This window comes from Haloarcula marina (assembly GCF_024218775.1).
GTDB classification, from domain to species: domain Archaea; phylum Halobacteriota; class Halobacteria; order Halobacteriales; family Haloarculaceae; genus Haloarcula; species Haloarcula marina.
Window position 1 is genome coordinate 57,948 of sequence record NZ_CP100404.1, and the last position, 23,323, is coordinate 81,270.

26 protein-coding genes are annotated in these 23,323 nt (G+C 68.2%); 12 read left to right on the forward strand and 14 right to left on the reverse strand.

What is annotated here, in order from left to right; translation table 11 throughout:
* The first annotated feature begins 14 nt into the window (after window positions 1-14).
* Window positions 15-725, forward strand: coding sequence for a DUF5828 family protein (locus NJQ44_RS00320; protein ID WP_254272694.1), 711 nt, complete (start codon window positions 15-17; stop codon window positions 723-725).
* Window positions 726-804: 79 nt separating this feature from the next.
* On the opposite strand, the gene NJQ44_RS00325 is transcribed toward NJQ44_RS00320, so the two are convergent.
* The 3 genes from NJQ44_RS00325 to NJQ44_RS00335 are packed head-to-tail and all read right to left on the reverse strand — an operon-like array spanning window position 805 to window position 2,266.
* Window positions 805-1,050, reverse strand: a complete 246-nt coding sequence (locus tag NJQ44_RS00325; RefSeq protein WP_254272695.1) for a hypothetical protein — start codon at window positions 1,048-1,050, stop codon at window positions 805-807.
* A gap of 4 nt (window positions 1,051-1,054) precedes the next feature.
* Window positions 1,055-1,807 carry a helix-turn-helix domain-containing protein gene (locus NJQ44_RS00330; RefSeq protein WP_254272696.1) on the reverse strand — a complete coding sequence of 251 codons (753 nt, stop codon included), beginning with the start codon at window positions 1,805-1,807 and terminating at the stop codon, window positions 1,055-1,057.
* Window positions 1,808-1,810: 3 nt separating this feature from the next.
* A complete protein-coding gene (locus NJQ44_RS00335) occupies window positions 1,811-2,266 on the reverse strand; it encodes a hypothetical protein (protein WP_254272697.1) in 456 nt (151 codons plus the stop codon).
* A gap of 174 nt (window positions 2,267-2,440) precedes the next feature.
* Between NJQ44_RS00335 and NJQ44_RS00340 the strand changes: the two genes are divergently transcribed.
* Complete coding sequence (locus tag NJQ44_RS00340) at window positions 2,441-3,640, forward strand: inorganic phosphate transporter (protein WP_254272698.1); 1,200 nt, start codon at window positions 2,441-2,443, stop codon at window positions 3,638-3,640.
* On the opposite strand, the gene NJQ44_RS00345 is transcribed toward NJQ44_RS00340, so the two are convergent.
* Entirely contained in the window at window positions 3,641-5,044 is a 1,404-nt protein-coding gene (locus NJQ44_RS00345) for a hemolysin family protein (protein WP_254272699.1), read from the reverse strand.
* A gap of 90 nt (window positions 5,045-5,134) precedes the next feature.
* On the opposite strand from NJQ44_RS00345, the gene NJQ44_RS00350 reads away from it, so the two are divergent.
* From NJQ44_RS00350 to NJQ44_RS00360, 3 genes are read left to right on the forward strand one after another with little or no spacing between them, the layout of a single operon-like run.
* Window positions 5,135-5,419: a glutathione S-transferase N-terminal domain-containing protein gene (locus NJQ44_RS00350; RefSeq protein WP_254272700.1), complete on the forward strand. Its 285-nt coding sequence runs from the start codon at window positions 5,135-5,137 to the stop codon at window positions 5,417-5,419.
* Entirely contained in the window at window positions 5,419-5,931 is a 513-nt protein-coding gene (locus NJQ44_RS00355) for a redoxin domain-containing protein (RefSeq protein ID WP_254272701.1), read from the forward strand. Before NJQ44_RS00350 ends, NJQ44_RS00355 begins: the two co-directional genes overlap by 1 nt.
* The gene (locus NJQ44_RS00360; RefSeq protein ID WP_254272702.1) at window positions 5,928-6,515 is read left to right on the forward strand and encodes an L-threonylcarbamoyladenylate synthase; all 588 of its coding nucleotides are present in this window, start codon (window positions 5,928-5,930) and stop codon (window positions 6,513-6,515) included. Before NJQ44_RS00355 ends, NJQ44_RS00360 begins: the two co-directional genes overlap by 4 nt.
* Here NJQ44_RS00360 and NJQ44_RS00365 read toward each other — a convergent pair.
* On the reverse strand, window positions 6,504-7,163 hold the full coding sequence (locus NJQ44_RS00365) for a CRISPR-associated protein Cas4 (RefSeq protein WP_254272703.1): 660 nt from the start codon (window positions 7,161-7,163) through the stop codon (window positions 6,504-6,506). The genes NJQ44_RS00360 and NJQ44_RS00365 overlap by 12 nt on opposite strands.
* A 47-nt stretch (window positions 7,164-7,210) precedes the next feature.
* Window positions 7,211-7,831, reverse strand: a complete 621-nt coding sequence (locus tag NJQ44_RS00370; RefSeq protein WP_254272704.1) for a conditioned medium-induced protein 4 — start codon at window positions 7,829-7,831, stop codon at window positions 7,211-7,213.
* 132 nt (window positions 7,832-7,963) lie between these two features.
* On the opposite strand from NJQ44_RS00370, the gene NJQ44_RS00375 reads away from it, so the two are divergent.
* Window positions 7,964-10,048 (forward strand): (Fe-S)-binding protein, encoded by a 2,085-nt coding sequence (locus NJQ44_RS00375; protein WP_254272705.1) that lies wholly within the window; start codon window positions 7,964-7,966, stop codon window positions 10,046-10,048.
* 40 nt (window positions 10,049-10,088) lie between these two features.
* On the forward strand, window positions 10,089-10,820 hold the full coding sequence (locus tag NJQ44_RS00380) for a competence/damage-inducible protein A (protein WP_254272706.1): 732 nt from the start codon (window positions 10,089-10,091) through the stop codon (window positions 10,818-10,820).
* Here NJQ44_RS00380 and NJQ44_RS00385 read toward each other — a convergent pair.
* Window positions 10,817-11,449 (reverse strand): DedA family protein, encoded by a 633-nt coding sequence (locus NJQ44_RS00385; RefSeq protein ID WP_254272707.1) that lies wholly within the window; start codon window positions 11,447-11,449, stop codon window positions 10,817-10,819. The genes NJQ44_RS00380 and NJQ44_RS00385 overlap by 4 nt on opposite strands.
* A gap of 95 nt (window positions 11,450-11,544) precedes the next feature.
* Complete coding sequence (gene ddfA, locus NJQ44_RS00390; protein ID WP_254272708.1) at window positions 11,545-11,805, reverse strand: DdfA family disk-determining factor; 261 nt, start codon at window positions 11,803-11,805, stop codon at window positions 11,545-11,547.
* A gap of 164 nt (window positions 11,806-11,969) precedes the next feature.
* On the opposite strand from ddfA, the gene NJQ44_RS00395 reads away from it, so the two are divergent.
* The gene (locus NJQ44_RS00395) at window positions 11,970-13,973 is read left to right on the forward strand and encodes a helix-hairpin-helix domain-containing protein (RefSeq protein WP_254272709.1); all 2,004 of its coding nucleotides are present in this window, start codon (window positions 11,970-11,972) and stop codon (window positions 13,971-13,973) included.
* Window positions 13,974-14,062: 89 nt separating this feature from the next.
* Window positions 14,063-15,190, forward strand: a complete 1,128-nt coding sequence (locus tag NJQ44_RS00400; RefSeq protein ID WP_254272710.1) for an ORC1-type DNA replication protein — start codon at window positions 14,063-14,065, stop codon at window positions 15,188-15,190.
* A gap of 68 nt (window positions 15,191-15,258) precedes the next feature.
* Here the strand turns inward: NJQ44_RS00400 and NJQ44_RS00405 are convergent, their stop codons facing one another.
* The 3 genes from NJQ44_RS00405 to NJQ44_RS19525 all read right to left on the reverse strand — a co-directional run bounded on the left by NJQ44_RS00405 (window position 15,259) and on the right by NJQ44_RS19525 (window position 16,766).
* A complete protein-coding gene (locus tag NJQ44_RS00405) occupies window positions 15,259-15,750 on the reverse strand; it encodes a hypothetical protein (RefSeq protein WP_254272711.1) in 492 nt (163 codons plus the stop codon).
* Window positions 15,751-15,884: 134 nt separating this feature from the next.
* Complete coding sequence (locus NJQ44_RS00410; protein WP_254272712.1) at window positions 15,885-16,670, reverse strand: DUF7089 family protein; 786 nt, start codon at window positions 16,668-16,670, stop codon at window positions 15,885-15,887.
* On the reverse strand, window positions 16,671-16,766 hold the full coding sequence (locus NJQ44_RS19525) for a hypothetical protein (RefSeq protein ID WP_431357779.1): 96 nt from the start codon (window positions 16,764-16,766) through the stop codon (window positions 16,671-16,673).
* A gap of 71 nt (window positions 16,767-16,837) precedes the next feature.
* Here NJQ44_RS19525 and NJQ44_RS00415 point away from each other — a divergent pair, with 71 nt between their 5' ends.
* A complete protein-coding gene (locus NJQ44_RS00415) occupies window positions 16,838-17,230 on the forward strand; it encodes a RidA family protein (protein WP_254272713.1) in 393 nt (130 codons plus the stop codon).
* Window positions 17,231-17,242: 12 nt separating this feature from the next.
* On the opposite strand, the gene NJQ44_RS00420 is transcribed toward NJQ44_RS00415, so the two are convergent.
* From NJQ44_RS00420 to NJQ44_RS00430, 3 genes are read right to left on the reverse strand one after another with little or no spacing between them, the layout of a single operon-like run.
* A complete protein-coding gene (locus tag NJQ44_RS00420) occupies window positions 17,243-18,709 on the reverse strand; it encodes an MATE family efflux transporter (RefSeq protein ID WP_254272714.1) in 1,467 nt (488 codons plus the stop codon).
* Window positions 18,710-18,752: 43 nt separating this feature from the next.
* The gene (locus NJQ44_RS00425) at window positions 18,753-18,995 is read right to left on the reverse strand and encodes a ferredoxin (RefSeq protein ID WP_254272715.1); all 243 of its coding nucleotides are present in this window, start codon (window positions 18,993-18,995) and stop codon (window positions 18,753-18,755) included.
* A 53-nt stretch (window positions 18,996-19,048) separates the two neighbouring features.
* Window positions 19,049-20,335, reverse strand: a complete 1,287-nt coding sequence (locus NJQ44_RS00430) for a response regulator (protein WP_254272716.1) — start codon at window positions 20,333-20,335, stop codon at window positions 19,049-19,051.
* Between the two features lie 83 nt (window positions 20,336-20,418).
* Between NJQ44_RS00430 and NJQ44_RS00435 the strand changes: the two genes are divergently transcribed.
* Window positions 20,419-22,788: an ATP-dependent DNA helicase gene (locus NJQ44_RS00435; RefSeq protein ID WP_254272717.1), complete on the forward strand. Its 2,370-nt coding sequence runs from the start codon at window positions 20,419-20,421 to the stop codon at window positions 22,786-22,788.
* Window positions 22,788-23,276 (forward strand): KEOPS complex subunit Cgi121, encoded by a 489-nt coding sequence (gene cgi121, locus NJQ44_RS00440; RefSeq protein WP_254272718.1) that lies wholly within the window; start codon window positions 22,788-22,790, stop codon window positions 23,274-23,276. The genes NJQ44_RS00435 and cgi121 overlap by 1 nt, the downstream gene beginning before the upstream one ends.
* Window positions 23,277-23,323: the final 47 nt, after the last annotated feature.

Below are 23,323 nucleotides of genomic sequence, written 5' to 3' on the forward strand. Positions count from 1 at the left end.
AGTTCCGTTCTATCATGGCAGATATCGAAGAGAGCGTTTCCGGTTTCAAGACACGAGGCGGGTGGGTCGACGCCGTCGAGCACGGCGAACGAATCACGCAGGCGCTGAAAGACCTGTTTGCCGACTCCGACATCGACGCGGACATCGACGAGGCGGCCTTAGACGAGTTCGACGAGTGGCGACCCAAGAGCCACGAACGACTCGACGAGGACGTCAACGAGAAGACCGCAGAGCAAGCCAGCGTCGACGAGGGGAAGGGAGAACAGGCGGGCAAAGATCCCGACGAGGACCTCCAGAAAGCGGGCGAGAAGTTGAGCGAGTCCTACGAGAATCTGGACGAACCCGACGAGGCCATCGACAAGTGGGGCGAATCGGTCGATTACGTCGCCCGCGCGGCCGACTCCGTCGGTCGGAAGGCGCTCCGGAAAGTCGAGGACGCCGTCTACAAGAACGTGATGACCCAAATCGCGCCGTACTACTTCGACAACGAACTCGTCAGCGCGAACCTCCAGCGCACCGGGACGGAGGACCGGCCCGAGTACGTCTTCGAGGTGAACGTCAACGACGACGACCTGAAGATGCGCGTCTCGAACCAACTGGCCGACTACGACAAGTCGGTCGAGCGCTGGCACGTCGACACCGAGAAAGCGACCGACCACGTCGAGGCCGCTGAGGGTGTCGATGCGGTCGAACCGGGGGAGGAGACGGACGCCAAAACGAACTAAGGCGACGCTCGTGTCGCCTGCATCGGTTTGGCGCCCGAGAGGCGAAGACGAACTAAGCTCGCCGCCGTGCGAGCGCCGTCTACGACCGGTCGCGGTACCACCGTCTGAGCCGCGGCCCTCGCCACAGGAGCAGACCGGAGAGCGCCAGCAGCGGGAAGCCGACGGCCTGAACCGCCAGCACGGCCGTCGGCACCGTGCGGAGCGGTGAGTAGAGGAACGCGCCCAACGCGAGGGCAAGCAGGAGGTGTGCCGCCCGATGAGTCGAACGTCGCCACGGGAACGACGCGGTCACGAGCGACCGCCGCCCGTCGTCGGTGGCCCGCACCGCCTCACAGGGAGTCGTCGCCCAGCAGGAACTGCTCCATCACGCGGCCGGTGGCTCGGCGGATGGTCTCGCTGGCCGTCGACGTGTCGACGCCGAGGTCGGCGGCGACGTCCGCGAGGGTACATCGGCGCGGGACCTCGAAGTAGCCCCGACGGAGGGCCGCGGTGACGCACTCGCGCTGGCGCGTCGTGAGCGGGTCCCGGCCCTCGGCGGCGTGGACGACAGACAGCAGTTCGTAGTCGTGGTCGTCGGCGTCGAGTGCGTCGCCGAACGCCTCGAACTGCGCGCGGGTCGCCGTCAGGTCGAACTCCATGACGCCGTCCTCGACGACGATGGGGAACTCCGGCGGGAGCGACGAGGCCCAGAGGAACTCGTAGAGGCCCTGTTCGACGGCCTCGTACTGGCCGATGGCGCGCCGGTCGTCCGCCCACAGCGTCCGGTACTCGGAGATGTCTGGGTGGGCGTCGATGGCGTCGACGACGGCCTCGGCGTCGGCCGCGCGAACCTCCCCCAGTTCCAGCGCCCGGTCGCCCATCGGGACGCCCGTGAGCAGTCGAAGCGTCGCGTCCGGGAACGCCGTCGACACCGTCGCGGCCCAGATATCCGACCGGAGCGCCAGTCGGAAGCGAGCGCGTATCAACGCGACCCCTCCCGCGGCGGCCGTCGGCGTCGTCGACCCACCATCTCGGTCCTCCGTTGGACCCGTCGGTCGATAAACGTCGCGCCGGGCCGCCCCAGTCGTCGGCCGTCGGGCCATGCCTCATGCCGTCCCCCGGTACCAGCGCAGGGTCGCGTACGCCGACCCGACGATGACCGACGCGATGAGCGCGAGCAAGATTGCGAACGCGGCGTAGCCGACCGCCGGGTCGGCGTACGGCAGTATCACGTCGCGGGGCGGTTCGACGGCCCACGGGCTGACGTGGAAGTAGGCGAGCATCGCCGTACTGAGCGCGAAAAAGGCGGCCCAGTACCGGTTCCCGGCGCGGCCAGACAGCGTCAGGACGAGTCCGATAGCGACGACCGGATAGACGACGAGACTGTACGTGAAGGGGTTCACCTGCCCCGTTATCGGCCAGCCGACGTGGTTCCCTCTGACCACGTGGTCGACGTGATGGGCCGCGCCGAGCACCATCGAGAGGGCGACCAGCGAGTAGAGAGCACGTTGCACGCCCGTTCGGGCGGGCCGTTCGTCCGGCGTGTGGTCGGTTCGAGCCATACGTTGCGGTACGTCAGTGGCAGCGTTCAGACTGTGCCCAACATGTTGGGCACGATGGCCGCACGAGCGCCGAGAGCCACCGCGCACCGGCCATGGGCAGGACCCCGTTTCGGCGTCCGCCCGCGACGCGGCGAGCGGTAGCCTCATTGGTGGGAAGGGCAAACGCCGGGGTAGATGGTAGCGACGAGTGTGCTGGCGACGTTGGTCGTCGCCGCAGCGGCGAGTCTGTTCATGGCCTGGGCTATCGGCGCGGGGTCCTCGGGGTCAACACCCTTCGCGCCCGCGGTCGGGGCGAATGCGATTTCCGTGATGCGCGCGGGCTTTTTCGTCGGCCTGCTCGGCCTCGCCGGTGCGGTGTTACAGGGCGCGAACGTCACCGAAACCGTCGGCGGTAGCCTCGTCCTCTTTCCGGCGGGCGGCGGGCTTTCGGCTATCGCCGCCATCATCGCGCTGGTCACCGCCGCCGTCCTCGTCGCCGTCGGTATCTTCACCGGCTATCCAATCGCGACGGCGTTCACCGTCACCGGGGCCGTCGTCGGCGTCGGACTGGCGATGGGCGGGCAACCGGCGACGGCGAAGTACCTCGAAATCGTCACGCTGTGGGTGGCGGTGCCGTTCGTCGGCGGTGGCATCGCCTTCGCGACGGCGTGGCTCCTGCGCCACGAGTCGGTCCCCGAGCGAGTGGTGGTCCCCGTCCTCGGCGGACTGGTCGCGGCGCTGCTTGCGAACGTCCGGTTCGTCCTCCTGGCCCCCGGGTCACAGCAGGCGTCCGTCGCGGGCGCCGTCGCCCAATCGCTCGGGACGCCGACGCTCCCGACCATCGCGGCGACGACGCTCCTCGTCGCCACCCTCGGTGGCGGCCTGCTGTATCGGGACATCCGCGCCGACCCCGACGCCGGGCAACGGCACTTCCTGCTGGTGCTGGGCGGACTCGTCGCGTTCTCCGCCGGGGGGAGCCAGGTCGGCCTCGCGCTGGGACCGCTCCTCCCGCTTCTGGGCGACGGACCGACGGCGGGCATCCCCATCACGGGCGTCCTGCTGTTCGGTGGATTGGGCCTGCTCCTCGGGTCGTGGACCGGCGCGCCCCGGATGATAAAGGCGCTGTCGCAGGACTACTCCTCGCTGGGGCCGCGCCGCTCCATCGCCGCGCTCATCCCGAGTTTCGTCATCGCTCAGACGGCCGTCTTCTTCGGCATCCCCGTCTCGTTCAACGAGATAATCGTCTCGGCCATCGTCGGGTCCGGCGCGGCCGCTGGCGGCGGGGAAGTGAGTCGCGAGAAGATGGTGAAGACGGTACTCGCGTGGGTCGGGTCGCTCGCGCTGGCGTTCGCGCTCAGTTACGGCGTGTTCGTCGCCGTCGACGCGGTGATGTAATCACTCCGGTTGGACCTCTTCGGTGTCGGACTCGACGCCCTCGGCCTCGCTCTCGCCGTCCGGATTGAGTTTGACGACGCGGGCTTTCATGATGCGGGTGTTCTCGACTTGCTCGACCCGAATCTCGACGCCCTCGTAGGTGATGGTCTCGCCCTCCTCGACGAGGCGGCCCGCGCGGTTGAAGATGAACCCGGCGATGGTCTCGAACTCCTCGCCCTCGGGGAGTTCGAGGTCCAGCGCCTCGTTGACCTCCTCGATGTTGACCTCGCCTTTGACCGTCACGGTGTCGTCGTCGACGTATTCTATCGGCTCCTCTTCCTCGCCTTCGAGAATCTCGCCGACGATTTCCTCGGTGAGGTCTTCCATCGTCACCAGCCCCTCGGTGGTCCCGAACTCGTCGATGACGATGACCATGTGGAGGCGCTCGGCGCGCATCTCGGTCAGCAGGTCGTCGACGTTCTTCGACTCGGGGACGTGGAGGGTCGGTTCGATGAGGTCCTCCAAGACGATGGACTCCGGGATGGCCTCGCCGTAGTTCAGGTCCCGGACCAGATCGCGGATGTGGACGACGCCGATGACGTTGTCCAGACTCCCCTCGTACACCGGCAGGCGGGCGTGCCCGCTCTGGATGCACGTCTCTAAGGCCTCGCGCACGGAGTCGTCTTTGGCGACGGCGGTCATGTCGAGGCGCGGGGTCATGACCTCCTTGGCGATGGTGTCGTTGAACCGGAGGGTGCGCTGGAGCATCTCCCGCTCCTCCTCGTCTAAGACGCCCTCGCGTTCGCCCGTCTCGATGATGTCCTGAATCTCCTCGCGGGTGACGTAGGACGTCTCGATGGCCGAGCGGCCGCCGGTTATCTTGTTGACCACGCGCGTCAAGTAGTCGAACAGGAGGATGAGCGGGAGCAGGACCTTCTCGGCGAACTTCAGCGGCCGCGCGATGGTCAGCGCCCACGACTCGGTGTTCTCGACGGCGTAGCTCTTGGGCGCGCTCTCGCCGAACAGCAACACGACGGCGGTGATGCCGAACGTGGCGACGGCGACGGCCTGCCCCTGCGTGAGGTACATCGCGAGCAGTCCCGTCGCGATGGAGGACATGGCGATGTTGACGAGGTTGTTGCCGACGAGAATGGTGACCAGCAGACGGTGCGGGTCGCCCTTGAGCGCTTTGAGCGTCTTCGCGCCCGGCACGCCGTCCTCGACCAGCGCCTCGGTCCGGTGGGCCGGAAGCGAGAACATCGCGATTTCCGAAGACGAGAAGAACGCCGACAGCACGATAAGAAGTACGATAGTGGCGATACCACCGAACAACACGGCACTCTGCGGGATTGCGACGCCGACGACCTCGATAGTCTGTAGCATCGCTACGGACGGCACGAGCGTCGCGGGTGGGTCCAAGGCCATCAACGGTCGAAGTTGTAATCCCCCGGGATTAAGGCTTGTCATGGTCCCCTCCGAAGCCCTTACCAGCGTCTTACGCGTACAGACGGCCGTATGAGCGAGCCAGCCATCACACTGTACCGGCTACAGGCGTGCCCGTTCTGTGAGCGGGTCGTTCGAGCGCTCCGCGAACACGGCCTCGACTACCGCTCGCGATTCGTCGAGCCGATGCACTCGGAGCGAGACGTGGTCAAACGACTGTCGGGCAAGCGGACCGTCCCGGCCATCGTCGATGAGAACACCGGCATCACGATGAGCGAGAGCGCCAACATCGTCGAGTACATAGAGCGGACGTACGGCAACGGCGAACGCGACGCGGACGACGGGGGTGTCGCCTGATGGACCTCGACTTCGACGTGGTCGAGTTGAACGCCGCCGACCACCCGGAGGCGGGCGAGACGGTCCCCGATTTCACGCGACCGCTGGTCAACGACGAGTTCTGGGAGGACGTGTCCCTCTCGGAGGTGTGTGCCGAGAGCGACGACCCCGTCGTTCTCGTCTTCCACCCGATGGACGGTGCGTTCCCGGCGACGTACATCTGGAACGAGATTCGGGACCGCGCGTGGCACGAAGACGCCACCGTGGTCGGCCTGTCCATTTCGACGCCCTACGCACACAAGGACCTCCTCGAAGAACGGGACATCGAGGGCGACTATCGCGTGTACTCGGACCCCGGTAACGGCGTCGCCGAGCAGTACGGCATCGCGATGGAACTGGACGGGATGACCGGCATCGCAGAACCCCGACCGTCGGTGTTCGTCCTCGATGGCGACCGGACCGTCCAGTACGCGTGGGTCGCCGACGAGTGGCCGGACTTCCCGGACTACGACACCGTCGAAGCGCAACTGTGAGCGACGACGCTATCGCCGCGGCGACCGACGCGATTCGACGGGGCGACCTCGTGGTGTATCCGACGGAGACGGTGTACGGACTGGCGGCCGACGCGACCGACGCCGCGGCCGTCGAACGCGTCTTCGAGGCGAAGGGACGGAGTCGGGACAAACCCGTCTCGCTCGCCGTGCCGGACGTGGAGACGGCGCTCGACTACACCCGCTCGAGCGAGCGCGAGGAGCGGTTCATGCGCGAGTTCCTCCCCGGACCGGTCACCGTCGTGGTCGAGAAACGCGAGGCGGTGCCCGACGCGCTGACCGCCGGACGGGACCGGGTCGGCGTCCGCGTCCCCGACCACCCGGTCGCGCTCGCCCTCCTCCGGGAAATCGCACCGCTGACGGCCACCAGCGCGAACGTCTCGGGCAACCCCAGCGCCCGCACGGTCGATGACCTCGACGAGATACGGGACCGCGCCGCCGTGGTGCTGGACGGTGGCGAGACGGGCGGGACTGGCTCTACCGTGGTGGACGTCTCCGCCGGAACCATCCATCGGCGGGGCGCTCGTGCGGACGAGGTGGCGGCGTGGCTCGATTCACAGGAGTGAGCGCAACGACCGGGTCCTGACGCCGCAGTTCTCGCGGTACTCACAGGGCGCACACTTCGCGTCCGAGTCCACCCGCGCGGCCGGGCCGTCGACGCTCGCCGCGGTTCGGAGCGCCCGGCGGTACACGCCGGTCCGTCGCGCGTTCACCGCGATTTCTCGGACGACGCCGTGGGCAGGGTACTCCGCGTATGCCCGGTCGACCGCCCGCTCTCGTTCCCACGAGAGGGCCTTCGCGGCGGCCACCAGTCGAACGGTCTGTGGCTCCCAGACGCCCTGTTCGGGCGGCTTCCCGGCGAACGCGAGCGAGGGGCGCGGCCCCTCGTCGGTGTCGAGCAGTTTGTGCGCGACGCCGCTGGCGTCTTTCCCCGAGAGGTAGACCGCACGGGCGCTCGGGTCGACGATGTCGGCCCAGCAGTCGAGTCGGTCGCGGGCGGCCCGCAACCGCTCGCGGACGGTCGCGGGAGCAGTCTCTATCGGGGCCGCTAACAGCGCCGCGTCGTCGGTCAGCAGCCGCTCGTAGTCGAAGGCGAGCGAGCGAATCGACTCGACGTCGTCGGGCACGTCCGGCGGGCCGTCCCGGCGGCGGTAGTAGAGCTTTCGCGGGCAGTAGGCCGCGGTTTCCAGTTCGCGGAAGGTGTGGTCGGCCATGGCCCTCGCTGGCCCCCTCTCCGTTCAAAAACGTTCGGCGCGACACCCTACATCGAGATGTCGGCGTCCGAATCCAGCGAGTCGATGTCTTCGGTCGCCTCTTCGAGACCGTTCTCGCGGACGGCGGCGGTCATCCGGGTCGAGAGTCCGGCGTCCGTGAGCACGTCCTCGAACTCGCTCTGGAACCGGTGGCTCACCCGGCGGGCCGCGGCCTGGGCCTCGACGACCCGCCGGTAGTCGGCGGCGGCGGCCTCGTCGAGGTCGAACTCCGCGGCCAATTCGGCGGTCGTCGCGCCCGCGACGGTCCGCCGACGGAACGCCGCGATGTCGAAGTCGGCGTCGCCGTCGTCCGATTCACGGAGGAGGTGTAAGTCGAAGCGGGCCGTCTCGACCGTCTCCGCGTCGACGGCGAGGTCGTCGGCGATGGCCGCGTCGTCCTGTCCCTCGTAGAACGCCCGCACGACCGTCACCAGCGCCGCGTCGTCGAGGTCCGTCCGGAAGGCGTACCGCTCGCGCATCCGGGCGACCACGTCCGCCAGTCGGTCGTCGATGGCCGACTCGTCCACGTCGGTCAGCGACCCCCGCCCCGCCGCCTGCGACTCCGTCACCGCCCCGTCTTCGGAGACGTCCATGAAGATGTCGCGGAGCTGTTCTGTCTTCTCGTCCATCGGACCAGTATCTTTCGTCGCTGTAGTATATAGCTGTTGGGTAACCGAGAGAACTTCCAACGACGAAAGAGTTCTCGGACACTGCGGCGGGTCGCACGAACGTTGAAGTGGTATCGCCACCCGTGGTACGGTATGTCACTCGCGCTGCAGACGACCACGCGGCCGACGTTCTGGCGCATCGGCGACGTGGGGAAAGCCGTCTTCTACTACCTCGCCGCGCTGGCTATCCTCGTCTTTCTGTACGGCGTCTACGGTCGTGTGCGTCGGTACGCCCGCGGGAGCGACGACCCGTTCGACCGCCTCGACAACCTGCCCGACCGGACGCTGACGGCGGCGCGACTCGCCCTCTCGAACCGCAAGCAACTGGACCGCGACGCGGTGGCCGGGGTGATGCACGCCTTCGTCGTCTGGGGTTTTCTGACCCTGCTCATCGGGACGACGATTCTCGGCGTCGACATGGACCTCTACCGCCCGCTGACCGGCGACTCGTTCTTCGTCGGGCGATTCTACCTCTCGTACTCGTTCGTGATGGACGCGATGGGACTGCTGTTCGTCGTCGGCGTCGGCGTCGCCCTGTGGCGTCGGTACGGGCGCCGTCTCGACAGACTCCACGGCCGTCACACCTCCCGCGAGGACGGCCTGTTTCTGGGGGCGCTCTTCCTGCTGGGCGTCGGCGGCTACCTCACCGAGGGCGTCCGGATTCTCGGCACGTCGACGGTGCGGGACGTGTCCTTCGAGACGGTGAGTTTCGTCGGGTGGTTCGTGAAAGACGTGCTGGTGGCCGCGGGCGTGACGCCGCAACTGGCCGCCAGCGCCTACCCGTTCGTCTGGTGGAGTCACTCGCTGCTGGCGCTGTGGTTCGTCGCGTGGATACCGTACGCCAAGCCGTTCCACATGCTCTCCTCGTTCGCCAACGTCGTGACGCGCGACGAGAAGGCGGGCGTCAGACTGCCGGGCGTGCCCGAAGACGCCGCCCCGGAGGACATCGGTCCGAGCGAGATAGACGACTTCTCGTGGAAGCAGTTGCTGGACCACGACGCCTGCACGAAGTGCGGCCGCTGTTCGGCGGTCTGTCCGGCGACGGAATCGGGGCGGCCGCTGGACCCGCGGGACGTGATTCTGGACCTGAAACGCTACCGGGAAGAGGTGGATGCGGGCGGCGAGACGGTCCCCATCATCGCCGACGGCGGGACCTCGGTCATCGACGCACACACGATGGAGTCCTGCATGTCCTGTATGGCCTGCATGGACGCCTGCCCCGTCGACATCGAACACGTGACCCAGTTCACCGAGATGAACCGACGGCTCACGGAGTCCGGCGAGATGGACGACCACGTGCAGGACGCGATGATGAACGCGTTCCAGCACGGCAACACCTTCGGCGACCCCGAGCGCAAGCGCCCCGACTGGACCGAACAACTGGACTTCGAGGTGCCCGACGCCCGCGACCAGTCGGTGGAGTACCTCTGGTACGTCGGCGACTACCCGAGTTACGACGAGCGGAACAAGCGGGTGGCAAGAGCCCTCGCTCGCGTCTTCGAGGCCGCCGACGCATCCTATGGCATCCTCTACGAGGACGAGCAAACCGACGGCAACGACGTGCGCCGGGTCGGCGAGGAGGGCCTCTACGAGATGCTCGTCGAGGACAACGCCGCCGCCATCCAGTCGTGTGAGTTCGAGGCCATCGTGACGACCGACCCCCACTCGTTCAACACCTTCCGCAACGAGTACCCCGAGTTCGACGCCTGCGAGTGGGACGAGGCCGACGTGTTCCACTACACCGAAGTCGTCGCCGACCTCGCCGAATCGGGCGCGCTCGGCCTCTCGGGGAACGAACTCGACTACACCGTCACCTACCACGACCCGTGTCACCTCGGGCGGTACAACGACGTGTTCGACGCGCCGCGCGCACTCGTCGACGCCACGGGGTGTGACCGCCACGAGATGCCGCGCAACCGCCGGGACTCCTTCTGCTGTGGCGGCGGCGGGGGCGGCCTCTGGATGGACTTCGAAGAAGAGTCAAAACCCAGCGAGGAGCGCCTGCGCGAGGCCATCGAAGACACCGACGCCGGGGCCGAAATCGAGAAATTCGTCGTCGCCTGCCCGATGTGCATGACGATGTACGAGGACGGCCGCAAAACCGGCGGCTACGAGGACGACGTCGAAATCGTCGGCCTGACCGAACTGCTGGCCGAGGCGGTCGGCGGGTCGGCCTGACCGAGCGAACCCTTACACCGCTCGACCGCCAGTTCCCCGTATGGACGTAGCGTTGCTCACCGTCGGCGACGAGTTGCTGGCGGGCGATACGGAGAACACGAACGCGACGTGGCTGGCCCAGCAGTTGACCGACGCGGGCGCGACGGTCACGCGCATCCTCACCGTGCCCGACGACGAGGCGGTCATCGCCGATGCCGTCTCGCGGTACCACGCGGCGTTCGACGCCGTCGTCGTGACCGGCGGCATCGGCGGGACGCCCGACGACGTGACGAAAGCCGCCGTCGCGCAGGCCTTCGACCGCGAACTGGTCGTCCCCGACGACGTGCGCGCCCACCTCGAAGCGAAGGCCGACCGGTTCGCCGAGAACAACCCCGAGGTGGTCGACCGCTACGAGATGGACCTCGACTTGGACGCGTGGGCGGCGGTCCCCGAGGGGGCCGACCCCCTGCTGACCGACGAGAGCTTCGCCGCCGGTTGTGTCCTCGACGGCGTCTACGTCATGCCGGGCATCCCCGAGGAACTGAAGGCGATGTTCGCCACCGTCGCCGAGGACTTCGGCGGCGACCGGACGACTGAGACGATTCACACCCCCGCGCCGGAAGGGGCCGTCGTGAGCACCATCGTCGAGGCCCGCGAGCAGTTCGGCGTCGCCGTCGGCAGTTACCCCCGAAAGGGCGACACACCGGGGCGGGTGAAGGTGACCGGCGACGACCCCGAAACCGTCATCGCCGCCGCCGCGTGGCTTCGGGAACGCATCGAGACGATAGACTAGAGTAGTTCGAGGACGCCCATCGCCGCGCCCGCCAGCAGAATCTCGAACGAGAGCGTGCCGAGCGCCGACAGCGCCGCGAACCGCCGGGTCGTCATGCCCGCCACGCCCGCGGGGACGGTCAGCATCCCTCGCGTGAACAGGAGTGTGTTGCTGAGCGGCACGGCCAGCAGACCGTAGCGGTCGAACATCGCGCCGAAGCGGTCCATCCGACCCTCCTCCACTCGAAACCACGGTCGGTCGAGCAACCACTCGCGGCCGCCGCGTTTCGCCAGCAGGAAGAGCGCCGTCTGCCCCAGCGTCGCCCCCGCGACGGCGACGGCGAGGATAGCGGCCACGGCGGGGAAATCGTACCCGCCGGTGGTGCGCGCGAGGACGGCCACCGCGGCCGGGACGAGCGCTTCGCTCGGCGCGAAGTAGAGCAACATCGCCCCCTCCAGCACGAAGACGAAGAAGAGCGCGACTAAGCCGTAGCGGCGCAAGAGCGCCTCGGCGTAGGCCGTATCGCCGAAGACGTACAGCGCGATGCCCGCGACGCCGAGGAGGGCGAACAAGCCCGCCACCACCAGCAGGCCGTAGTCCTCCGCGAAGGTGCGAACCGGGCCGCGGGCGTCGGCGGCGTCTGTCGCCATCTATCGCCTAGGGCGGGCAACGCAGACATATGTTTTCTGCATCTAGCCGTCGCGGTCCGTCGCGGTCCGTCGCGGTCCGTCGAAGGGACCGCGATTCAGCGGTGCTCGGTTCGCGCCGAGACTTCGACCGTCTGGTCGCCACGGACGGTCACGACGTGTCCGGCGTAGTCGAACGTTACCCGACCGCTGGTGTGTCGGTCGGCGAAGAGTTCGTTCAGCGCATCGGTGTCGATTGTCTCGTACAGCGGCGGCAGATCCGTCGCCGATGTCCCCGTCCTCGAACAGACCGCGTCGATGACCTTCGACGCGACGCTCCCCGTTGTGTTCGAGTGTGCTTGTAATTTCACTTCGCGCATGCCTACTCTGACACTGCGTTGTAAATATAAAAGGATTTTCACTCAACAGGTGGTAATGTTTCGACTGGAGAATACAACGACCCTACTCGCGCGGTCTGTCGCGTGGAGCGACGCGCTGTCACCGACAACGGGTTTTTTCTCGTCGGCGTCGAATGAGGCGACAGATGGAACTGGAATCGGTGCCGGGCGTCGGGGCGAAGACGGCCGCCGCGCTGCGCGAACTGGACGACCCGGAACGAGCGCTCAGCGAGGGAGACGTCGCCACGCTCGCCCGGGCACCGGGCATCAGCGAGGGGCGGGCCGCCCGCATCGCCCGGGGGGCGATACGGGCCGACCACGACGACCCCGGCGGATTCGCCGCGACGCCGCGCGCCCGCGAGATTTTCCGCGACGCGCTCGGCCTCCTGCAGGAACGCACGGTCACCGACTACGCCGCCAAGCGACTGGAAACGCTGTACCCGAGCGGCGTCCAGAGCCGTATCGAGGAGGTCCGCGCGTTCGCCGAGCGAGCGATGGCCCGGGACCCCGACCCCGCCGTCGCCGAGGCGCTCGAACACGTCGAACCGCTCGCGGACCCCGCAGACGTACGGGTCCGGGACCGCTGTCTCGCGACGAGCGACGCCGAGCGGTACGCGAAGGCCCAAGACGCTATCCCCGAGGTGAGCGTCGAAGTCGTCGACGACGCCCGCCAACTGGCCGAACTCGCCCGCTCGTACTCGACAGTGGTCGCGCTGGACGAGGCGTTCGCGGGGGTCGACGTCGAGGGAGACGTGCGGGTCGAACCCGACGCGCTCGACGAACCGGCCTCGGTCGTCCCCGAACGCGTCCTCACCTTCTTCGCGCGCAACCGCGACCGGATTCGCGCCGCCGCGGAGGTACACCGAGTGGCGGGCCTCGACGCGCCCTGTGACCTCGACGCGCTCACGGCGGCCCTCGACAGACTGGGCGAGGACGGCGAGGTCCGGGGCGACGAGGAGTTGAACCGCCTCGGGACGGCCGTCGACGATTTGGACGCCGCGGCCGCTACCGCCGAGAGCGTCGCCAACGACCACCTACGAGAGGCCATCGAGGAACGGGACGTGACCATCGAGGGGACCGACCTCCTCTCACTGGTCGAACGCGGCGCGGGCGTCGACTCGCTGTTGGACCGCGAACTGGCCGACGAGTACGCCGCCGCCGTCGAACGGGCGCGGGACCACCTCGTCGACGCCCTCCAGTTGCGCGATACGGAGGCGATGGCGCGCCGAGCGTTCCCGGACGACCCGACCTATCCGGTCGAACGACAGGAGGACGTGGTGAGTCGCCTCCGGGAGGAACTGACCGCCGCGCGGGACCGCCGCGCGACCAGACAGAAGCGCGCGCTGGCCGACGACCTCGCCGAGATGCGGACCGACGCCGAGCGGTTGGTCGCCGACGCGCTGGAACTGGACGTGGAACTGGCCGTCGCTCGCTTCGCCGCGGACTTCGACTGCACGATGCCCGACGTGACCGACGACGAGGGGTTCGAAATCGCTGGCGGGCGCTCGCCCCTGCTCGACGTGTCCTTCGAAGCGGTCGAACCGGTCGACTACCGCGTCTCCGGCGTCACGGTCCTCTCCGGGGTCAACAGCGGCGGGAAGACGTCGACCCTCGACCTGGTGGCGCTGGTGACGACGCTTGCCCACATGGGCCTGCCCGTCCCCGCCGAGTCCGCTCGCGTCGGCCGCGTCGCGGAACTGCACTACCACGCCAAGACCCAGGGGACGCTGGACGCGGGCGCGTTCGAGGCCACCCTGCGGGAGTTCGGGGACCTCGTCACCGAGATTACGGCCGACCGGCCGGTGATGGTGCTCGTCGACGAACTGGAGTCCATCACCGAACCCGGCGCGAGCGCGAAGATTATGGCGGGCATCCTCGAAGCGCTGGGCGACCGGCAGGCGACGGCCGTCTTCGTCTCCCACCTCGCGCGGGACATCCGCGCGGCCGCCGCCACCGAAGTCCGTATCGACGGCATCGAGGCGGTGGGCTTAGAAGACGGCGAACTGCGGGTGAACCGCTCGCCCGTGAAAGGGAAACTCGCCCGGTCGACGCCGGAACTCATCGTCGAGAAACTGGCCGACGGCGACGGCGAGGACGACGGGACCGACGGCGGCTTCTACGCGGGACTGTTGGCGAAATTCGACGAGTGACCGCCAGACGGGACGGCTCGGGACGGCAGCGCCGCCGTTTCGCTCGGCGTGGCAAATGGTTAAGTGGTCCGGGAAGCTCGGTGAAAGTGATGAGCGACGACCCCGAGGAGGGGATGCTCGGGTGGGACGAGTCGGTGTTTCGGGAGGAACACGTCTTCGAAATCGACTGGCTCCCCGAGACGTTCAAACACCGAGAGACGCAGATGGAGACGCTGAAGTACTCGCTTCGCCCCGCCGTCCGCGGGTCCCGCCCGCTGAACGTCATCGCGCGCGGGCCGCCCGGGACGGGCAAGACCACTTCGACGCAGATTCTGTTCGACGAACTGACCGCCCAGACGGACGTGCGCGCGGTGCGGGTCAACTGTCAGGTCGACTCGACGCGCTACGCCGTCTTCTCGCGGCTGTTCGCCGAGATTTTCGAGTACGAACCCCCGTCCTCGGGCATCTCCTTCAAGAAGCTCTTCTCGCAGATTACGGACAAACTCGTCGAGGAAGACGAGGTGCTGGTCGTCGCGTTAGACGACGTGAACTACCTCTTCTACGAGTCCGAGGCCAGCGACACGCTGTACTCGCTGTTGCGCGCCCACGAGGCCCACTCCGGGGCGAAAATCGGTGTCATCTGCATCTCGTCGGACCTCGACTTGGACGTCATCGACGCCCTCGATACGCGAGTGCAGTCGGTGTTTCGCCCCGAGGAAGTGTACTTCAACAAGTACGGGCAGGCCGAAATCGTCGACATCCTCGACGAACGCGTCGAACGCGGCTTCGTCGAGGGCGTCGTCGGCCCCGCCGTCTTGGACCGGGTGGCCGAACTGACCGAGGAGCAGGGCGGTGACCTCCGGGTCGGCATCGACCTCCTGCGGCGGGCCGGGATGAACGCCGAGATGCGCGCCTCGCGGTCTGTCGAGGTACAGGACGTGGAGGCGGCCTACGACAAGTCGAAGTACGTCCACCTCTCGCGACGGTTACGGGAACTGTCGGACTCCGAAGCGGCGCTCGTCGAGGTCATCGCCGACCACGACGGCAAGCGCGCGGGCGACATCTACGAGGTGTTCAACGAGACGACCGGACTTGGGTACACCCGCTACTCCGAGATAATCAACAAACTCGACCAGTTGGGCATCATCGACGCCGACTACACCGAAGTCGAGGGGCGCGGCCGGTCGCGGGAGTTGACGCTGAACTACGACGCCGACGCCGTCCTCGAACGGTTGTAGGCGGCGTCGCCGCACGCAGCGAAGCGGTGGGTCGGTGGGCCGAAACGGCGGGGGACCGACGACGCCGCTCAGGCCCGGCCGGTCAGCGGGCAGATGAAGTACTCGGGCGGGCCGAAATCCGTCGTCCCTTCCTCGGTGTCGATGTAGTCGGCGTCCAGTACGTCCTCGTCGCTCGCGACCGGCGCGTCGTCGTTGAACGCGTCGACATCCGTCACTTCGGCGCTGTAGGTGACCCACTTGCCGCCGTTCCAGTCCCGGTCACCGGGTGCCGATTCGGAGACGAACGGCGACAGTTGGTCGTCGCTCACGTCGCCGTTGGCGACGATGGCCTGCTGGCCGTCGTGGAGGAAGTACAGTCTGTCTTCGGGGTCGGGTCGCTCGTCTAAGACGCGGACGACGGTCGTCCGCCACAACTCGCCGTTGGCGTAGACGCGGCCGAACTCGCGCCCGTTGCCGTTCTGTGCGGCCGCCGCCCCGGCGACGCTCACGCCCGTCGCGGCCACCGCGAGGGCCGCCCCGGCGCGGAGAACGGTTCGTCTGGTCGGTGTTGGTTCGTCCATAGGTAGCACGGGAGGGTGACTCCCATCGACGACGACGAACGGACGCTAAAAAGCCGTTTTTCGAAGTTCGGGTCGAGTCTGCGCCGGGTTGTCCCAGATTCGCTGACAACTCTCTCCCAACTTCGGGCCGACTCTCACTCCAGTCGCTCGAACGTCTTCTCGGCCCATCGAATCGCGTAGTCCGCGCCGTACTCGTGGTACGCCGCCGTATCGAGCGCCGCGAACGGTGCGGGCAGGTCCAGACCGTGTTTGACGCCGCTACAGGCCAGTTCCGCGGCGGCCGCGAAGTCGGTCTGACCGCGCGCGAGTTCGCCGGGGAGGTCCGAGAGCCGGGGTGTCAGCCGTTCTCCGGCGTCGACCCACGCGTCGGACAGGTCGGGGTAGTCGTCGGCCCACGTCCGGAACACCGCGCGAGTCTGGCGACCCAGGTACGCGTCGTACAGCGCCGCCGCGAGTTGGTACGTCCCGGCGGCGTCGAGTCGCGTGTCGGTGACGCTCGCGAACTCCGGGTAGCGCTCGCCGAAGAACCCGAGGAAGTGTTCGGGTTCGTCCAGACTCACCTCGACCAGGGCTTCGGCGACGAGAAAGTCCACGAACGCCTCGGGAGAGGTCTCCAGCCGCGGTTTGACGAACACGCAGGGCGGGTCGGTCTGGTGGGTCCACGCCACGCCGCCGTCGCCGGGCATCCCGATGGTCAGGTCGCCGCCCGCGAACCGCCGGAGTTCCGACGGCGCGTTCTCGGGGACCCACGACGGGTCGTACGAGACTGGGTCGACGCTATCGGTCACGAGGAGGAGTTCCTCGGCGACGGCCGGGTCCAGCGTCTCGAAGTCCCGAGCGCAGTTCAACACGAGCGCATCGGGCGCGTAGGCGTCGCGGACCGCTGGTAGCTCTCCCGAGAGCGAGCGCTCGGTGAACATCTACGCCGAGAACAGAATCAGGTTCGCGACGATGGCGACCGACAGCAGTGCGGATACAGCGATTGTCCCGAGGACGAGTTTCGTTGCCGTGCTCATGTCACTGGGTATCGCAGGCCCGGCATTAAACCTTGAGAAACGACTACGTGCTTGCCGGACACCGGTTCCGTATGGACAGACGACACGTTTCGACGGGGACCGAGTGGGAACGGCAAGTCGGGTACTCGCGGGCGATACGCGCCGGGAACACCGTCCGCGTCGCGGGGACTATCGCCATCGACGACGACGGCGCGGTGGTCACGCCCGGGAAGCCGTACGAACAGACCCGGCACGCGCTAGGCATCGTCACCGACGCACTCGACGAACTGGACGCCAGCGCCGCCGACGTGGTGGCGACCCGACTGTACGTCACCGACATGCGCCAGCAGGAAGCGGTCGGCCGCGCACACGAGGAGGTGTTCGGGGACGTGCGGCCCGCGGCGACGATGGTCGAAGTGTCGGGGTTGGCGGCCGACGGGGCCGTGGTGGAGGTAGAAGCCGAGGCGGTCGTAGCGCGGGACTGAGAACGCGGGGCCTCAGTCGTCGGCCGAACCGACGGCCGACCGTCGGGCCACGTCGCGCCACTTCCCGGTCCAGAAGCGACCGGTGTTGACCGCCGCCTTCAGGTAGAAGTCCCCGACGAGCGCGACGAAGATGGCCGGGAGGCCGAGGCCGAGCCCCGGCGAGAGGGTGGCCCCGACCAGCGGGACGGTGACGACGGCCGAGGTCGGGAGTGCGAGCATCGCCACGGGGAGGCGGAAGCAATAGCCGCCCAGAACCGTGCCGTAGAGCGGCCAGCGGGTGTCGCCCGCGCCGCGGAGACTGCCCCGCATCGTCCGGGAGACGGAGAACCCGGCGACGATGAGGCCGAACACCCTGACGAACTGCGCGGCGAGGCCGGGATACTCGGTGCCGAACAGCGAGACGATGGGACGGGCGAACGTGACGATGACGGCGGCGATAGCCAACTGGACGGCGAGCGCCACCCGGAGGGTCTGCCAGCCGTACTCCGTCGCCGAGTCCTCGTCGCCGGACCCGAGGTGCTGACCCACGAGCGTCGAGGCGGCCGTCGCGTACCCCCACGCGGGCATCAGCGCCAGTAGCATCACCCGCCGACCGATGGCGTAGGCGGCCAGCGTCGGCGTCCCCAGCACCCCGAGGACGAACAGGAACGGGAAGCGGGCAAAGGTCTGGAGCAGGCGCATCCCGGACAGTGGCAGGGCCACGCGGACGATTTCGGTCAGGAGTTCGAGGTCGAACTGCGGGCCCCGAAGCGGGAGGCGGACGGCGTAGCGCCCGGAGACGAGCAACGCGAAGAAGATGGTCGCCGCGAGCGTGTTCGCGACGGCCGTGCCGATGGCCGCCCCCGCGATGTCGAGTCGAGGGAACGGCCCGAGGCCGAAGATGAGGACGGCGTTGAGGACGACGTTCGTCGGCAGGGTCAGGAGGCGGACGTACATCGGCGTCCGGGTGTCCGCGCTACCCGCCAGCGCCCGCGAGGCGACCATGCTCCAGAAGCGCGGGGCCATCGACAGCATCACGATGGAGAGGTACGTCGCCCCGAAGTCGACGGTGGTCGGGTCGTCGGCGAGAACCCCGACCAAGAACTCGGGATAGAGCCACGAGACCGCAGTGAGGGGCGCGGAGATGAGCAAGGCGAGCCACAGCGACTGCTTGACCGCGACGTTCGCTCGACGGGGCTGGCCGCTCCCCTGCAACCGGGAGACGACGCTGATGGTCCCGGAGGAGACGGCGAGTGAGAGGCCGAAACCGACGAAGTAGTACTGAAAGCCGAGTTCCAGCCCCGCGATGGCGGCGTCGCCCAGCGCGATACCGACCATCAGGAAGTCCGCGAGTCGGAGGAGGATGCGCAGGCCGCCCGTGACCATCACCGGCGCGGCGAGGTCCGTCGCTTCGGTGGCCTTCTCCCGGTCGACGAGGCCGGCGCGGGCCAGGACGGCGGGGACGCCACGGACGAATCTGCTGAGGAGGCGGCGAACCATCTACCCGTAGTCTTGACGCGACGGCCCTGACAGTTTCGGACCGTCAGGGGATCAACTGCTCGCCGTCGTCGTCGTAGACGGCGATGGCCTCGACGGGACAGGCCCGCGCGGCGAACTTCGCGTCGAACTCGGCGTCCTCGGGAATCTCCCGGACGAACACGCCGTCTTCCTCCTCGCTGTCCGTGAGGACCGCCTTCCCGGCGTCCTCGTCTCGCTCGAACGCGTCCCACTCCGCGACACACTGGAACATCCCGATACACGTGTCGCGGTCGTATTCGATGTGCATATCCGCCCTTGGCCGCTGACGGGCAAAGGCGTTCCCCTCCCCCGGTCACTGGCTCACGCCTCGGTGAGGCGGTCGAACGCGGCGACGACCGACTGGCCGACGATTTCCAAGAGGTCCCGGTCACTGCCGTCGAAGGCGTCGGGTTCGACCGACGCCACCGACAGGAGGCCGTGGTCGCCGAGCGGAAAGAGGAACACCGTCTCGAAGGCGTCGGTTGGCGAGTCGTCACGGGTCGCGTAGTCGTCGACGACCCGTGGATTCCCCTCCCGAAACGCCGTCATCTCGACGGTTTCGGGGCCGAGCCTGACCGATTGGGTCGCCTCGCGGGAGATGGCGACTCGGTCGGTCGCCGCCTCCGTGGCCACGAGCGTGCGGAGTTCGCCGTCGACGTAGTCGAAGACGGCGGCGAGCGGTTCGTCCAAGACGTCCGAGACGACACCCACCGCAGTTCGGGCGACGGCCGTCCTCGAATCCGCGGTCAACAGGTCGCGGGTCGCCTCGTTGAGCGCTTCCAGTCGGCGTTCGCGTCGGTACTGGTCGGTCACGTCCCTGATGACGACCTGCGCCGCGGGATTGCCGTCGTAGACGACCGGCGTCCCGCGACTCTCGACCCGGCGTTGCTCGCCGTCCCGCCGGACAAGTCGCCAACTCAGCCACCCGGTGTCGCCCTGACCCGAGACTGCCTCAGCCATCCGGGCACCGACGCGCTCGCGGTCGTCGGGGTGGACGTAGATCAGCGCGTCGGCCCGGTAGATGTCCGTCGGGGCGTCGACGCCGAGGAGTTCGACCGTGCGCTGATTCGCGTACACCACGTCCTCGCCGTAGTGGACGAGAATCGCGTGCGGGGACGCCTCGACCAGCGTCCGATACCGGAGTTCCGTCTCCTCGCGGGCCTGCTCCGAGCGACGACGAGCGACGGCGTTGTCGATGCGGTTCGCGAGCACGTCGTACTGCTCGCTGGTCGTCCGCTTCTGGAGGTAGTCGGTGACGCCAGCAGAGATGGCGTCGCTGGCTATCTCCTCGCTCCCGCGTCCGGTGTAGAGGATGAACGGAATCGTCGGGTCGGCGTCCTGCACCGACCGGAGCAGCGCCAACCCGTCCATGCCGGGCATCTCGTAGTCGCTGACCACGCAGTCCACGTCGTCCTCGGCAACGGTTTCCAGCGCCTCGGCCCCGCTCTCGACGACTGTCACGTCGAACCGGTCGCGCCGCTTTTCGAGGTGTAGCGACGTCACGTCCGCGATGTCCGGTTCGTCGTCGACCAGGAGCACACGGACCGCCTCGTCGGACCGCGCGCGCTGACTCCGACGGTCGGTGGCCCCACCTACCTCGTCACCCATGCCCCCCGGTTACGATTGACGGGACATAGCAGTTTGGGCCGTGCCGACAGTTTAAATCCGGGCGGGTGCCAACGGGGGGCGTAATGGACGTTGCGGACCTGCCGGGCGTGCCCGATTGGCTGCCCGACCACCTACGCGCTGACGGCATCGAAGAACTGTATCCGCCACAGGCCGAAGCCGTCGACGTGGGGGTCACCGAGGGCCAGAACCTCGTCGCGGCCATCCCCACCGCCAGCGGCAAGACGCTCGTGGCCGAGTTAGCGATGCTATCTGCCGTCGCCCGCGGCGGAAAAGCCCTCTACATCGTCCCCCTGCGGGCGCTGGCCAGCGAGAAGCAGGCCGAGTTCGAGCAGTTCGAGCAGTACGGCCTCGACGTGGGCGTCTCGACCGGGAACTACGAGTCCGACGGCGGGTGGCTGGGCGATACGGACATCATCGTCGCCACGAGCGAGAAGGTCGACTCGCTGGTGCGCAACGACGCGCCGTGGCTCGAAGACCTGACCTGCGTCGTCAGCGACGAGGTCCACCTCGTCGACGACGGAAACCGCGGGCCGACGCTCGAAGTGACGCTGGCGAAACTCCGCCGTCTCAACCCGGACCTCCAGACGGTGGCGCTGTCGGCGACCATCGGCAACGCCGGGGAACTGGCGGCGTGGCTGGACGCCGAACTCGTCGATTCGGACTGGCGACCCATCGAGTTGCGAAAGGGGGTCCACTACGGGCAGGCCCTCCACTTAGAGGATGGCGAACAGCGACGCCTCGCGGTCCAGAACAACGAGAAACCGACCGCCGCCGTCGTCCGCGATACGCTGGGCGACGACGGGTCGACGCTCGTGTTCGTCAACTCGCGCCGGAACGCCGAGGCCGCCGCGGGCCGCCTCGGAAGCACGGTTCGCCCGCACCTCACGGGCGAGGAACGGGCGCAACTGGCGGACGTGGCCGACGAGATTCGGGACGTGAGCGACACGGAGACGAGCGACGACCTCGCCGACGCCGTCGCCGACGGCGCGGCGTTCCACCACGCCGGACTGGCGCGAGGCCACCGCGAACTCGTCGAGGAGGCTTTCCGTGACCGTCTGGTGAAAGTCGTCTGCGCGACGCCGACGCTGGCCGCCGGGGTCAACACCCCCTCGCGCCGCGTCGTCGTCCGCGACTGGCGGCGCTACGACGGCACTGCCGGCGGGATGCAACCCCTCTCCGTCCTCGAAGTCCACCAGATGATGGGGCGGGCCGGACGACCGGGATTGGACCCCTACGGCGAGGCCGTCCTCGTCGCCAACAGCCACGACGAACTCGACGAACTGTTCGAGCGGTACGTCTGGGCCGACCCCGAACCGGTCCGGTCGAAACTCGCCGCCGAACCGGCGATGCGGACCCACATCCTCGCCACCGTCGCCTCCGGGTTCGCCCGGTCGCGGTCCGGCCTGCTGGAGTTCCTCGAAGAGACGCTGTACGCGAGTCAGACCGACGAGACCGGCCGACTGGAGCGTGTCGTCGACAATATGCTGACGTACCTCGAACGGAACGGCTTTCTGGAAATCGACGGCGGCGAACTCGACGCCACCTCGCTGGGCCACACCGTCTCCAGCCTCTACCTCGACCCGATGAGCGCCGCGGAAATCATCGACGGCCTGCGGGACTGGCAGCGGTCGGCGACCGCCGCAGGCGCAGACGCGACGGAGCAGACGGGGGGCGGCTTCACCACCGCGAGCGAACTGGCCGAGCAACAGGCAGAGAGCGCCGACGGCGACGCGGACCCCGACGACATCTCGGCGCTCGGCCTCTATCACCTCGTCTCGCGCACGCCGGACATGTACCAGTTGTACCTCCGCTCGGGCGACCGCGAGGAGTACGAGATGGAACTGTACGAACGCGAGGACGAACTGCTCGGACCGACCCCCTCCGAGTTCGAGGACGAACGATTCGAGGACTGGCTCTCGGCGCTGAAGACCGCGCGACTGCTCGAAGACTGGGCCGAGGAGGTCGACGAGGAGACGATTACCGAGCGCTACGGCGTCGGTCCGGGCGACATCCGCGGGAAAGTCGAGACAGCCGAGTGGTTGCTCGGGGCCGCGGAGTCGCTGGCGAGCGAAGTCGATTCGGGGGCCGCCCGCGCCGTCAGCGAGGCCCGCATCCGCGTCGAACACGGGGTGCGGGAGGAACTGGTCGACCTCGCCGGGGTCCGCGGCGTCGGCCGAAAGCGCGCCCGCCGCCTGTACGAGGCGGGCATCACCGACCGCGCGGAACTGCGCGACGCGGCCAAGCCCGTCGTGTTGGCGGCGCTCCGCGGCCGCCGGAAGACCGCCGAGAACGTCCTCGAAAACGCCGGGCACCGCGACCCCTCGATGGAGGGCGTCGAACCGGACCCCGACGTCGACGTGGCCGACGACGACCCGCGGGACGGGGCCGAAGACGACGCGGGCGACGACCAAGCCAGTCTGGGGGACTTCTGATGCGGGTGGTCGAAGGCCGCGCGGACATCGCGGACGTGCCCGATTTCGTCGCCCACCTCGACGACCTCGGCGAACGACACGGCGCGACGGTACAGGCGTTCGACGCCCGCTACGTCGTCGACCGGGCGCACCTCGAACGGGCCGTCGAACTCGCTCGGCGGGCGCGCGACCGGGACGACACCATCGCCGAGGACTTCGGCGTCGAAATTCTGCTGTACGCGGCCGGTCGCCGCCAGATCAACCGCGCGCTGACGATGGGCGTCGGCGAGGGCGACTGTCCGGTCGTCGCCGTGGTCGTCGGGGGAGACGAGGCCGCGGCCGCCGCCGCCCTCCGCGACCTGCTCAGCCCCGCCGAGACGCTCGGTGAGTACGACCCAGAGCGCGTCCGGTCGTTCTTCTCGGTGACCGACACCGAACTCGACGCGACCGAGGGGACGCTGGCCGACGCCGTCCGCGAACGGGTGGCGTTACTGCCCGTCGAGAAGTAGGCGAGAGCGACGGGCCTTTTGCGGTGGCGTGCCAACTCTACCCATGA

Bases quoted from the DNA above. Each gene is read 5' to 3' on its own strand.
- NJQ44_RS00335 (WP_254272697.1), bottom strand. From the start codon at position 2,266: ATGGCTCGAACCGACCACACGCCGGACGAACGGCCCGCCCGAACGGGC.
- NJQ44_RS00320 (WP_254272694.1), top strand. From the start codon at position 15: ATGGCAGATATCGAAGAGAGCGTTTCCGGTTTCAAGACACGAGGCGGG.
- NJQ44_RS00425 (WP_254272715.1), bottom strand. From the start codon at position 18,995: ATGCACATCGAATACGACCGCGACACGTGTATCGGGATGTTCCAGTGT.
- NJQ44_RS00375 (WP_254272705.1), top strand. From the start codon at position 7,964: ATGTCACTCGCGCTGCAGACGACCACGCGGCCGACGTTCTGGCGCATC.
- NJQ44_RS00380 (WP_254272706.1), top strand. From the start codon at position 10,089: ATGGACGTAGCGTTGCTCACCGTCGGCGACGAGTTGCTGGCGGGCGAT.
- cgi121 (WP_254272718.1), top strand. From the start codon at position 22,788: ATGCGGGTGGTCGAAGGCCGCGCGGACATCGCGGACGTGCCCGATTTC.
- NJQ44_RS00330 (WP_254272696.1), bottom strand. From the start codon at position 1,807: ATGGCCCGACGGCCGACGACTGGGGCGGCCCGGCGCGACGTTTATCGA.
- NJQ44_RS00345 (WP_254272699.1), bottom strand. From the start codon at position 5,044: ATGGCCTTGGACCCACCCGCGACGCTCGTGCCGTCCGTAGCGATGCTA.
- NJQ44_RS00385 (WP_254272707.1), bottom strand. From the start codon at position 11,449: ATGGCGACAGACGCCGCCGACGCCCGCGGCCCGGTTCGCACCTTCGCG.
- NJQ44_RS00365 (WP_254272703.1), bottom strand. From the start codon at position 7,163: ATGGCCGACCACACCTTCCGCGAACTGGAAACCGCGGCCTACTGCCCG.
- NJQ44_RS00410 (WP_254272712.1), bottom strand. From the start codon at position 16,670: ATGTTCACCGAGCGCTCGCTCTCGGGAGAGCTACCAGCGGTCCGCGAC.
- NJQ44_RS00420 (WP_254272714.1), bottom strand. From the start codon at position 18,709: ATGGTTCGCCGCCTCCTCAGCAGATTCGTCCGTGGCGTCCCCGCCGTC.
- NJQ44_RS00370 (WP_254272704.1), bottom strand. From the start codon at position 7,831: ATGGACGAGAAGACAGAACAGCTCCGCGACATCTTCATGGACGTCTCC.
- NJQ44_RS00340 (WP_254272698.1), top strand. From the start codon at position 2,441: ATGGTAGCGACGAGTGTGCTGGCGACGTTGGTCGTCGCCGCAGCGGCG.
- ddfA (WP_254272708.1), bottom strand. From the start codon at position 11,805: ATGCGCGAAGTGAAATTACAAGCACACTCGAACACAACGGGGAGCGTC.
- NJQ44_RS00435 (WP_254272717.1), top strand. From the start codon at position 20,419: ATGGACGTTGCGGACCTGCCGGGCGTGCCCGATTGGCTGCCCGACCAC.
- NJQ44_RS00350 (WP_254272700.1), top strand. From the start codon at position 5,135: ATGAGCGAGCCAGCCATCACACTGTACCGGCTACAGGCGTGCCCGTTC.
- NJQ44_RS00430 (WP_254272716.1), bottom strand. From the start codon at position 20,335: ATGGGTGACGAGGTAGGTGGGGCCACCGACCGTCGGAGTCAGCGCGCG.
- NJQ44_RS00400 (WP_254272710.1), top strand. From the start codon at position 14,063: ATGAGCGACGACCCCGAGGAGGGGATGCTCGGGTGGGACGAGTCGGTG.
- NJQ44_RS00395 (WP_254272709.1), top strand. From the start codon at position 11,970: ATGGAACTGGAATCGGTGCCGGGCGTCGGGGCGAAGACGGCCGCCGCG.
- NJQ44_RS00405 (WP_254272711.1), bottom strand. From the start codon at position 15,750: ATGGACGAACCAACACCGACCAGACGAACCGTTCTCCGCGCCGGGGCG.
- NJQ44_RS00415 (WP_254272713.1), top strand. From the start codon at position 16,838: ATGGACAGACGACACGTTTCGACGGGGACCGAGTGGGAACGGCAAGTC.
- NJQ44_RS00355 (WP_254272701.1), top strand. From the start codon at position 5,419: ATGGACCTCGACTTCGACGTGGTCGAGTTGAACGCCGCCGACCACCCG.
- NJQ44_RS19525 (WP_431357779.1), bottom strand. From the start codon at position 16,766: ATGAGCACGGCAACGAAACTCGTCCTCGGGACAATCGCTGTATCCGCA.